Annotated in this window: 9 protein-coding genes and 1 pseudogene; 3 read left to right on the top strand and 7 right to left on the bottom strand. The window is 46.5% G+C overall.

Features of this window, described 5'->3' with window-relative positions; translation table 11 throughout:
- Positions 1 to 573 precede the first annotated feature (573 nt).
- Complete coding sequence (gene psbA / locus QZ938_RS32070; protein WP_293356342.1) at positions 574 to 1,656, top strand: photosystem II q(b) protein; 1,083 nt, start codon at positions 574 to 576, stop codon at positions 1,654 to 1,656.
- A gap of 91 nt (positions 1,657 to 1,747) precedes the next feature.
- Here psbA and msrA read toward each other — a convergent pair whose 3' ends face one another.
- Together msrA and QZ938_RS32080 are read right to left on the bottom strand one after the other, a co-directional pair.
- The gene (gene msrA, locus QZ938_RS32075) at positions 1,748 to 2,221 is read right to left on the bottom strand and encodes a peptide-methionine (S)-S-oxide reductase MsrA (protein ID WP_293158243.1); all 474 of its coding nucleotides are present in this window, start codon (positions 2,219 to 2,221) and stop codon (positions 1,748 to 1,750) included.
- A 194-nt stretch (positions 2,222 to 2,415) separates the two neighbouring features.
- Complete coding sequence (locus tag QZ938_RS32080) at positions 2,416 to 3,378, bottom strand: DNA polymerase III subunit delta' (protein WP_293158245.1); 963 nt, start codon at positions 3,376 to 3,378, stop codon at positions 2,416 to 2,418.
- Between the two features lie 340 nt (positions 3,379 to 3,718).
- On the opposite strand from QZ938_RS32080, the gene QZ938_RS32085 reads away from it, so the two are divergent.
- Positions 3,719 to 3,994, top strand: coding sequence for a LapA family protein (locus QZ938_RS32085; RefSeq protein WP_293356345.1), 276 nt, complete (start codon positions 3,719 to 3,721; stop codon positions 3,992 to 3,994).
- A 16-nt stretch (positions 3,995 to 4,010) separates the two neighbouring features.
- On the opposite strand, the gene QZ938_RS32090 is transcribed toward QZ938_RS32085, so the two are convergent.
- The 4 genes from QZ938_RS32090 to QZ938_RS32105 all read right to left on the bottom strand — a co-directional run bounded on the left by QZ938_RS32090 (position 4,011) and on the right by QZ938_RS32105 (position 8,619).
- Complete coding sequence (locus tag QZ938_RS32090; protein WP_293158263.1) at positions 4,011 to 4,973, bottom strand: hypothetical protein; 963 nt, start codon at positions 4,971 to 4,973, stop codon at positions 4,011 to 4,013.
- 560 nt (positions 4,974 to 5,533) lie between these two features.
- Positions 5,534 to 6,598, bottom strand: a complete 1,065-nt coding sequence (locus QZ938_RS32095; protein ID WP_293356348.1) for a hypothetical protein — start codon at positions 6,596 to 6,598, stop codon at positions 5,534 to 5,536.
- A 551-nt stretch (positions 6,599 to 7,149) separates the two neighbouring features.
- Complete coding sequence (locus QZ938_RS32100; protein WP_293158254.1) at positions 7,150 to 7,824, bottom strand: Npun_F0813 family protein; 675 nt, start codon at positions 7,822 to 7,824, stop codon at positions 7,150 to 7,152.
- Positions 7,825 to 8,418: 594 nt separating this feature from the next.
- Complete coding sequence (locus QZ938_RS32105; protein ID WP_293158257.1) at positions 8,419 to 8,619, bottom strand: hypothetical protein; 201 nt, start codon at positions 8,617 to 8,619, stop codon at positions 8,419 to 8,421.
- A gap of 377 nt (positions 8,620 to 8,996) precedes the next feature.
- On the opposite strand from QZ938_RS32105, the pseudogene QZ938_RS32110 reads away from it, so the two are divergent.
- Positions 8,997 to 9,371: pseudogene (locus QZ938_RS32110) on the top strand (RNA-guided endonuclease TnpB family protein); the annotation flags it as partial.
- On the opposite strand, the gene QZ938_RS32115 reads toward QZ938_RS32110, so the two are convergent.
- On the bottom strand, positions 9,361 to 9,632 hold a 272-nt coding region (locus QZ938_RS32115; protein ID WP_367181884.1), incomplete at its 5' end, for a transposase. The pseudogene QZ938_RS32110 and the gene QZ938_RS32115 overlap by 11 nt on opposite strands.

Consider the following 9,632-nt stretch of genomic DNA (forward strand, 5'->3'; position numbering starts at 1 on the left):
GCCGAGGGTCTCCAAAGGCGGTTTGTGGGAGGTTAGCGGCATGGATTAAAATGGGGCTATTCATATCTGATATGGCTTTCAACGCTTGGACTCTAGTTTAGAGCAACTTGTGTGTACACAGCAGCCATCAAGCGGGGTACCGCTCTGATGGGGGCATTCTGCTGCTCTAGGTAACAAGCTGTTTAAAACCCGCGCTCATCCCCTTCTGACTGGCATTCCCCGCCCCGCATCTATATTCTTTTAGCAATTTTCCAAGCTTAGACACAGCGCCGCATCCCGATCGCGCGCGGCTACCACGGGGAAGATGTCCCCTACAAAACACTATATACATTGCGACAACTGCGAGGGATTGCCCCTACAGCATCAATCTGGCATCTTGCACCAAAGTCCGCAACGGACTCGCGTGCGGGTTCCACCAATAATGGGCTTTTTTCGCCTCTCTATGGTTTCATCAGCTTTCCTGATGACCCTCATCAGTTAAGCTGTCGTTACACCCCTTTACAAACCTTAACGATACCGTTAATAATAGAGACATCATCCGAACATTGAAAAACCAATAGCAATCATAAACACATGACGGCAACCTTACAACAGCGCGAAAGCGCCAATATCTGGTCGCAATTCTGCAACTGGGTAACATCAACCGACAACCGCATTTATGTGGGTTGGTTCGGAGTCTTGATGATTCCTACCTTGCTAACTGCAACAATCTGCTACATCATCGCCTTCATCGCTGCTCCTCCAGTGGACATCGACGGCATCCGCGAACCAGTTGCTGGTTCCTTGATGCTGGGTAACAACATCATCTCCGGTGCTGTTGTTCCTTCTTCAAACGCGATCGGCTTGCACTTCTACCCAATCTGGGAAGCTGCTTCCTTGGATGAGTGGTTGTACAACGGCGGCCCTTACCAATTGGTAATTTTTCACTTCCTCATCGGCATTTTCTGCTACATGGGTCGTGAATGGGAACTGTCTTACCGTTTAGGTATGCGTCCTTGGATCTGCGTAGCATACTCTGCACCAGTTGCAGCAGCTACCGCAGTATTCTTGATCTACCCAATTGGTCAAGGTTCCTTCTCTGACGGTATGCCCTTGGGTATCTCCGGCACATTCAACTTCATGATCGTGTTCCAAGCTGAGCACAACATCCTGATGCACCCCTTCCACATGTTGGGAGTTGCTGGTGTATTCGGTGGTAGCTTGTTCTCCGCCATGCACGGTTCTTTGGTAACATCTTCCTTGGTTCGTGAAACAACCGAAACCGAATCGCAAAACTACGGTTACAAATTCGGTCAAGAAGAAGAAACCTACAACATCGTTGCAGCCCACGGCTACTTCGGTCGTTTGATTTTCCAATACGCTTCCTTCAACAACAGCCGTTCTTTGCACTTCTTGTTAGGTGCATGGCCAGTAGTTGGCATTTGGTTTACCGCTTTGGGTATTTCCACAATGGCATTCAACTTGAACGGTTTCAACTTCAACCAATCGATTATCGACTCACAAGGTCGCGTCATCAACACCTGGGCTGATGTCATCAACCGCGCTAACTTGGGTATGGAAGTAATGCACGAGCGCAATGCTCACAACTTCCCTCTCGACTTGGCTGCTGGTGAAACAACTCCTGTGGCTTTGGTTGCTCCTTCTATCAATGGCTAAGTTTTAGCTTGAGATAACAGAAAGCGCCCCTAGAAATAGGGGCGCTTTTTGTTTGGGAAAATATGTTTTTATCAGGTTCGTAGTGAGGACTTTAGTCCTTTGATGCGGAGGGCTGCCGCTTCTTCTCAATATACTGCTGGTGGTAATCCTCGGCCATATAAAATTCACCAGCGGGTTTGATTTCGGTGGCAATATCTTTGTCGTATTTACCGGAAATTTGCAATTTTTGTTTGGATGCGCGGGCGGCTTTTTCTTGTTCTGAGTTGTGATAAAAAATGACTGACCTGTATTGTTCGCCTCTGTCAGGGCCTTGGCGATTGATTTGGGTTGGGTCGTGGCAGTTCCAGAATATATCTAGCAGTGTTTCGTAACTGATTTGCGATCGATCGTACTCCAAGAGCACTGCTTCAGCGTGACCGGTGACTCGGGCGCAAACGTCGAGATAGCAAGGATTCGGCCAGTGACCTCCTGTGTAGCCCGCAGCAGTCGAGATGACACCCGTAACGGTGCGAAACTTGTGTTCGACTCCCCAGAAACAACCGGCGGCAAATGTGGCTTTTTCCATTGTGTTAAGAAGAAGGAAGAGTTGACAGTTGACAGTTGACAGTTGACAGTTGACAGTCGATCGAAGGAAGAAGGCTTTAGTTATCTAGCGCCATGAAGCCACAAGACATATACAGCAAGCTTTTTATCCAGCTTTTTATATTTAATTAGGTAGATTACTTACTCATGCTATTGTAATAAAAATTGGCACTCTTATTATGGTTGACAGATTCCCATTAGTGTGCATTCCCAGACTAATCGTGGCTGTACGTAGTTTAGCAAATATTGGCGGGCTTTTTCTAAGGGTTCTAAGGGCGATCGGCTAATTCGGCCTGCCAAAAATTGCTGCCAGTAACAATGCTGTAAATAATCAATTAACCACAACTGAGATTCAGTATCTAAAGTTTTATCAATTTCCTTAGCCAATTCCAAAGCTGACCGCAAATTTTGAGGCAACTGCTTAACTTTTTGCAGCAAATCCTCGGGTATTGATTGCAGTTGCTGCCAAATACTAATTGCTTCTCCAGGACTTCCCTGCGCCATCCCGATTACCTCGGGATGGGATAAAATCTCGGCAAATCCCCCTTGCTGCAAAACTTGTCCCATTGCTTCGGGATTCAGCCGCGAAAACTGGATTTTTTGACAGCGGGAAATCAAAGTTGGTAGCAAAGCTTCCACAGTCGGAGCAATTAAAATTAGCGCTGCTTTTCCCGGTTCTTCCAAGGTCTTCAACAAGCCGTTGGCGGCTCCTTCACCCATTGTTTCTGCTTGTTCCAAAACTACGACCGAACGCCCAGCTTCTAGTGGTGGCCTGCTCAGAAATTCGCCGATTTCGCGAATTTGTTCTAGGCGAATTTGGGGTGGGGCTTTCCGCTTTAATCCTGCTTCCTCTGCTTCTTTTGTGGAAAGACGTTTGCCTTGGTTCATGTAGGTTGGTTCTACCCAGAGCAAGTCTGGATGATTTCGCTGTCGGACGCGATTTTGCACGGATTCTATCGATCGCCTTTCAGGAAGATTTACTGAGAATAAAAGCTCGATGAAACACTGTGCTGCTAAGCTTTTGCCCGTGCCGTTAGACCCGACAAATAGATAACCTGGAGCAATTCGGTTGCGCTCGACTGCTTGGCTGAGCAATTCTACTGCTCGATTTTGTCCGATCAATGATGTGAAATAGTCCATGTTTTAAGAGTGATATATAACAGCTTATTTCAGCTTCATGAGGTACATTGGTAAGTTAAATTACCAACACTAAGGTAACATTAATATCATTCAATTTACTTGATATGGCAGCCAATTATCTACTTGCAATACAGTTAATTTTGTAAACATTTAGGAATTGTCAAAAAACATCTTTTATGTTTAATGTAACAAAAAATATAATTCTCCGGTATCTGCTTGACTTGGTGCTAATTTTGGTGTATATTATTTAACAATGGGAGGTGCGGCAAAATCATATTTTCAGATATTTAAATTACTAAGCAGTAATATCAGTTAAAGTGTTAGGTGGTCTGCCAGTTCTATGAAAGCAATTCCTCTGCTCGCCATAAGTTTTTTAGTAGCAATTTTAGCAAGCGCGATCGGCATAATCTCAGTCCAGAACGCCGCGCCAGTAGCCTTAAGCTTTATCTTGTTTAAATCCATACAGATTCCTTTAGGATTAGTATTGGCAATGAGCATTAGTGCGGGACTGATAGGCGGTGCACTGCTACAACCGCTTTGGAACCTTTCAGATTCCCAAGAATCGCGTCCCAGATTTCAAGCAAATCCCGAAGACTCGGACACCGCAGAATATTAAGTTAATTTTTCCAACCTTAGATGGAATAAACCTGACCTTCAATCAGCAGCCGAGTAATTCCCTTGGCTAGCAAGTAAGGCGCGGCTTTTTGCAACAGCCTGCCGTCTGGAATCTTGAAAACTCTTTGATTGCGAGTAGAAAATCGGCGGGCCACTCGGTGATTGTCAAAAACTGGTAGGGTTTTCTCGCGAATTTCGGCCGCCGGAATTTGACCGAGTTCGCCAAATGCTTTCAGAGGTCTGGTGATTAACTCTGCCGCCCGATCGACTACTAAATAGCAAATTTTGGGTACAGATGCTTCGCTTAAAGGCAAAACTCGAATCGGGCCTATAGCCCGAAGTTCGCTCGACTCCCCGGACATCGCACCCAGCAGACTCCCTTCAAACAGAGAATCTTCATCCTCTAAATCTTCGTCGAAGTCGTCATCTAAATCCTCCTCATCCTCATCCTCGTCTTCGTCGAAATCGCTAAAATCTTCACCACCAAGCATTGCCTGTAGTTCCCCAGTCACAACAGCACGGTGGCTGGGTTCGGCAAGATTGCCTGCTGGGGCATCTGGTAAATCAGAAACCTCGAAATCAGACTGTAAAGTTCCTGGAATTTCGATTTCTGCTACGGGTTGGGTGTCTGATACAGAACGGTTTCGGATCCTCGGCCTCAAATTTGGGGCTGACTGTGCGACGGGGACTGACTCAGACAGGGGAGTATCTCCAGGGGCGATGGAGCTTTTGGCCGGTGATTCAGCAGCCGTTTCTGTTAGTTGAGAAACGCTGCTGTTGCTACGATCGGACGAACGCTTTTGTTTTTGCTGGACTAGAAATGCGTATTCTAACTCAGACAAAGCCCCCTGAAGGATGCGCCTTACAGTCGAACTACTCACTCCGTAGCGCTTGGCCAGAGTGATAGTATTCTCGTCCGACTGTCGGTACAGCCTGAGGAGTTCCCGTTTGTCTGAATCGGAGAGTTTTGTGGGCGTCATGCCAAGTTTTCCACCAAAAAGACGTGAAAAGACGTAGGAAGTGCGATCGGCAAACTTTGACACTCCCTGACCTAAAGGTACAGGGATTCTTTAGAAGAGGTAACCACCGTTGGTTATTGCTCGTAACAACCACATCGCCATACCGTGCCTTAACACGTATATAGCAGCAGTCCACAAGGGGATGCCAATTCCCACTACTCCCTCCAACTGTGGTGTAACACAGGTATTGGGGCTACTTTTGGTTTTGTTTGATTTACTCGCCCTAACTCGGTTTAACTGGCTTTGGGCTAGAAGTAGAGTATTGTTCAATATCGAGTTACCCATGGAGAGTAACAACCTTTTAACTACGGCGTCCCAGAGCTATCGGCTTTTCACCATCTTGTTAGAGGTCAACGTAAAGACTGCTAATTGTAACACATAAAGCCGTCTTTAAAGCACGGGGTTTCCACCCACATTTTCTGATGATTTTTTATTTTCGATTTGAAGTTAACAGATGCAGGGAAGGGCAAAAAAGCTTTCACGTTCCCCTCCCTTGCCGAAGCAACCCCAATCTCAAATCGCTACGCGCTGCGACGAGTCCGCCTGCTTTGACGAGAACGGGTGGAGATGTCATGTTCCAATACAGCTCCTATTCCGAACAGGATGCCACTGAAAACAAAAAAGACTTCCAGTAAACTGCCGCTTTGATAACTACCCTCAGCCTGAGTATCGCGCCATTTGAAGTACATATCTGCGATGTAAAGCGAAAAAGTTGCAGCCGCAATCATTCTCCAAGACTGGGAAAAACGTCCTCCCCAAAACGCCAGCAGCAGCGCAGTAGCAATAATCAGCAGAAAAACGTCCCCGACGATGTAAAACAAATTGATTGCATAGGCGTAAGGTGATAGTTGCTTGTCAAGTGCGGTCACCCATTCGGGAGCTTTAGCTACTTCTGCTGATTCTTCTTCCGGTGCCGGTTTAGCAGCCGCTGCTGCCGTTCCTTTTGCCTTTGACTGGGCCGAATTCTCCAAAGCAGGGGCTTTTCCTTTGGCAGCCGTTGAGTCAGGTGCAGATCCTGTCACTACTTCCTGGGGAGCTGCCGGAGCCATTCCTAGCTGTTGTCTCCAAGAGTCCGGCGCAGCAACCCAGACAGCTACAGCAATCCCAAAGGCTGCTATTGCCGCTAACAAACCCCATTGCCAAAATTCTAGATTCAGTCGCTTGGAAGTCACAGCTAGAACCATGCCTCCGATCAGTACCACATAGCTGCCCAGATAAAACGCATCTGCTGGGGACACATCTGGGTCTAACTCAAAATAGAGTTCCCAAATCCCGAATAGCACGCCGGCGATAAAATAGAAGAGCATCCCCAAACCAATTCCCAGCCAGACGTTGCGCCCGCTTGCCATGTGGGGGCTTTTCCAGTTTCTCAAACAGACTAAAGCCGCTCCAAGGTATGCCCCGCATTCAAAAACATAAGTGCCGATCGAGTACCAAGGCGGTAAACCATCTTCTTGTGAAAGAGGGACGCTGAACAGCAAAAAGAACAGCAGCGCCATGACAGCCCAGACAATGCCCACAATCACGAGGGTCTGAGCTGATAGTAAAGATGTAGATGTAGATGACTTTTCTGAAGTGCTACTCATAGGGATTTCACGATACCTAACTAGCGGTTGAACGCACCCCATCTCAATCTTTGATTGTAGATGGGGATTCTTTCGCCAAAGAACCTCGATCTGACGCTCCCGGAAAAACTGCCGTCCTCAGCGTGTCGTCGGGATTTTTGCCCTCGTACACTCTCGGAAGACTAAGCAAGAATACTATCTATTTACTAATTCAAAGAATTAGTTCTTAGTCGATATTTTGCCCGGGAATAGATGATAGAAATACGGTCTGCGCCTTCACCATTAAGGCTTTTGCCGTACCCTATTAAACTCGGAAATTATATCCTCAAATGTTGCTTTCTCTGTTTTTGGCTTTCACGCTCCCCCACTCATATCAATGATTCTGGGTGGGAACTGCGATCGAAATTTAGTTAAATTGCCAGACTGTAGCTGGCCTCTTAACTGATTTAACAATTATGTCGATCGATCGATACAAGTTGGCAATCCAACCTGTATCTCCCTTGCCCCCGACAGTGCAATTATCTCAGCTCGATTATCTGCGCCCAATTGTCAGAGCAATTGTCAAAGATTTTCTATCCTGCGATCCACAACTTGTTGAGGGCTGATTGTTTCAGCCAATCGAGAAACTGAGTGCGATCCTGTGCTGGCATATCTTGCAGCACATCGCTCACTCCCTCAGCGAAGTCGGTATTGCCAAAATATGATTTGCCCAAACGGTGAAGTTCTTGCAATAAGGCTTTGAGATGTTGATCTTGCCAAGGGGGCACCTTATGATTTTGCAAGGGACTAACCGTCAGCCAATTTTTGATCGCATCAGCGGAGTCTGCCTGGGGGAAGTTTCCTTGCTGAAATACCTTGGTGATATCTTTCTGAAACGATGTGGCTTGCCTTGCGCCTAAGAGGTCTTCTACGTCAAAGTAAACAGCTTGGAGGAGTAGCAGACAACCCTGCGCGAATAGCGGTGCTTTAGCGGATTCTGTACCGGCCGGTTCTTCACCGGCAAGCTGATCTAGACGGACTTTTCCCCAGACGCTGTATCTATCCGGCTCTTCTAGCAGAACACAGGCTTTGCCTCGGTTGTCGGTTAAATCCCGCCACAAGGCTCTGGCGTCTTCTGCTTGCTTGCCGTTGAAGGCGCTGATCAGACGAAAAGTCTGCCCCTGATAATTGAGAATGGGAATTTGTTGATCCCGTTTTGGGTGTTGAAAATTGGATATTTCAACATCCTGCCGTTTCAGAATAAACATGACACTGCGATTTGACTCCTGTCATGGCCGAGGTGCTGTGCTTTTGAAGCTCTCCAGGCTTTTAGGCTCGGAGATGCTTCATTCAACGAGTTCACGTGACATACCCGACACTCATTTTGTAAACAAATAGAGTGCGGGCTTCCTCTTTCAACGGGAGAGCCTTGTTAGAGCCATCTCTAAGCTGGTCTTATCCTCCCTCCGTAGGTTTTACTCACCTGAAGGTGGTACTAAACTAGCAAGATAATCACTTATCTTCGAGGCAGACTCCCTGTGTCCCAAGGAGTAGAATTGTTGATTTTTTCACCCATCCATCAGCTCTTTTACGGCCCAGCGGGATCTTGGGGCTACCAGTCAGAAACTGATAGGTGGTGTCTAGCCTTTATACAACGGAAAGTTCGCCCACCACGGCTACTCTTATCATCCCCGCTTATTTCGATCCTATCATGGATTCGCTATCGCTCAATTTGTTTGCTGCTCGTTTTCATCCCGTCACTCATCCTGTAAACGGATAGAGTGCGGGACTTCCCACTCGTATTAGTTAAATTAGCAGGATTCCCCTCCTCAAGCGTTCCGATACTTTTTTGCTAGCAAATGCTAACAAATATCTAAGCTGAGATTGTCTCTCAACCATGGCATATGAACTAATGCACGAAGGAAATTCCCCCGCGCACAACTTACGACTGCTGTACTGGCAACGCTTGATTTTTGAGCTCGTGCCGATCGGGCGATTGACTGTGTTGCTTTGATGTCGTAGAGGAAGCTGATGTATGCTCCCCAACCATCAGGGATTTTCACCTGAGTCTTTCAATCCTAGTTCTACCACATTTTTCTCAAAGATCAAGTGGAGCAGAGTATTAGGAAATATAACTAAATATCATAAAATTAGTCACTGTGGCTCAACTACCATACAAAACTTGGCTAAACTTATCTGGCGTTTCACGATTTAACTACAAGTAATTCCAGAGGGTCTGCTTGCTCTCTCTACCTGCTGGAGTAGGCTTCTACTTGTGGCAGCCCTAGATTCTCGTGGAGCATCTCCCTCGGGGCAACCCGGTTATCAAAAAACTGGGTCTAAAACCCCGTCCTTATAGGACGGCTTTCATTGTAAACTTTTGCTGCGACGCCAAAAAGTTTTGTGCTCGACGAGTTAGCATAAGGTAGGAGGTAAAGCAATGCTAGTTTTTGAGTTCAAAGCTTACGGAAAATCCAGTCAGTTTGCAGCAGTTTTTGAAGCAATTCGTACAGCACAGTTTGTCCGCAATAGCTGTTTGCGCTATTGGATGGACAACCCAAAAGTTAACAAGTACGACTTGAACAAATACTGCGCGGTACTCGCTCGCGAATTTTCCTTTGCCGAGGAACTCAATTCCCAAGCCAGACAGGCTAGCGCCGAAAGAGCCTGGTCTGCTATCTCCAGATTTTACGAAAACTGTAAAAAGGGTATTCCTGGTAAAAAAGGATATCCACAGTTTCAGAAAGATTGTCGTTCGGTTGAGTACAAATCAACTGGCTGGAAGCTAGCATCAGATAGCAGGGCTATTTCATTCTAAACAGATTCTTCAAAAAGTCTAGACCATAGCCTGCGAGTCGTTGTGCCTGTGCCATATTTGTTTCTCCAGCTTCTCGATAAAGATTAAGTGCTAGATTACGAGCAATTGCAAAAATGGCTGGGAGCTCGCCAACTCGAACTCTAGAAGCATCTTCTCCTTGAGTCACATCTCGGACATAGTGGACTTTATTTTCAACGCCCCAGTAATCGCGAATTCTAGTTGCAAATTGTTCCACCGTTTCATCCAATGAACTAATGT

Source organism: Microcoleus sp. CAWBG27, from assembly GCF_020883145.1.
In the GTDB taxonomy this organism is placed as follows: domain Bacteria; phylum Cyanobacteriota; class Cyanobacteriia; order Cyanobacteriales; family Microcoleaceae; genus Microcoleus.

Excerpts from the sequence above, each read along its gene's own strand:
- psbA (WP_293356342.1), top strand. The coding sequence starts at position 574 with ATGACGGCAACCTTACAACAGCGCGAAAGCGCCAATATCTGGTCGCAA.
- msrA (WP_293158243.1), bottom strand. The coding sequence starts at position 2,221 with ATGGAAAAAGCCACATTTGCCGCCGGTTGTTTCTGGGGAGTCGAACAC.
- QZ938_RS32080 (WP_293158245.1), bottom strand. The coding sequence starts at position 3,378 with ATGGACTATTTCACATCATTGATCGGACAAAATCGAGCAGTAGAATTG.
- QZ938_RS32085 (WP_293356345.1), top strand. The coding sequence starts at position 3,719 with ATGAAAGCAATTCCTCTGCTCGCCATAAGTTTTTTAGTAGCAATTTTA.
- QZ938_RS32090 (WP_293158263.1), bottom strand. The coding sequence starts at position 4,973 with ATGACGCCCACAAAACTCTCCGATTCAGACAAACGGGAACTCCTCAGG.
- QZ938_RS32095 (WP_293356348.1), bottom strand. The coding sequence starts at position 6,598 with ATGAGTAGCACTTCAGAAAAGTCATCTACATCTACATCTTTACTATCA.
- QZ938_RS32100 (WP_293158254.1), bottom strand. The coding sequence starts at position 7,824 with ATGTTTATTCTGAAACGGCAGGATGTTGAAATATCCAATTTTCAACAC.